Annotated in this window: 1 protein-coding gene; it reads right to left on the bottom strand. The window is 45.2% G+C overall.

The window, feature by feature from the left end; all coding sequences use genetic code 11:
• Positions 1 to 298 precede the first annotated feature (298 nt).
• The coding region (locus tag HMPREF0819_RS08495; protein WP_003068002.1) for a terminase gpA endonuclease subunit at positions 299 to 692 on the bottom strand (394 nt) is incomplete at its 5' end.

Genomic DNA, 692 nt, shown 5'->3' with positions numbered 1-692 from the left:
ATTCGTCTCCCTAATGCGATTCTTGATTATTTATCTTTAAAAAAAATACCACTAATTCATAATTATTGGCTCGAAACTCACAGCCTTTATTTTTTTGATCACGGATTTCAAGTTGAGCCGCGCGTGTTTCCATTTTTGGAGTGAAAAGCAAAAGACCAAGACGAAAGAGAAAAAAAAACCTCAATCGACGGGAGAGGGAAAAAAATCATACTGTTATAATATTTTTTTTTGAATAGTGCCCCCCTTTTTTTTGAAGAAGAAGAAGAACCGATACCAAACATAGAGAAACGAAACAATGTCATTTAAAGCGCTGAAGAAGGGGGGATCCTCTAGAGTCCAGCAGCGCACTGAGATCCAGCTGCCAGCGGGAAATACTGATGCGCAGCGCCGCCAGCGCATAAACGAAGCAGTCGAGTGCCTCATTGCGTCGCTTTTTGCTGTCCCACAGTATTTTTTTCCTGCCATCCACCCATTTTTCGACCTGCTCTTCAGCAGTCAGCTGCTGCGCTTCGGTCAGATCAAAAATATCCGGGTTATTCGGGAAGTGAACGGCACCGGGAAGCGGTTCATCCCCTTCCGGCGTCAGTGTGAAGCGGTTATAAATCTGCTCTTTCGCGGTATCCGTACCGATTTCGGTAAGGTAAACGACCTGCAGGAAGCTTGGCACTGGCCGTCGTTTTACAACGTCGTGA

Source organism: Streptococcus equinus ATCC 9812 (assembly GCF_000187265.1).
Taxonomy (GTDB): Bacteria; Bacillota; Bacilli; order Lactobacillales; family Streptococcaceae; genus Streptococcus; species Streptococcus equinus.
Note: the sequence above shows the minus strand (reverse complement) of the source record. Positions and strands in the feature narration are given on the sequence as shown.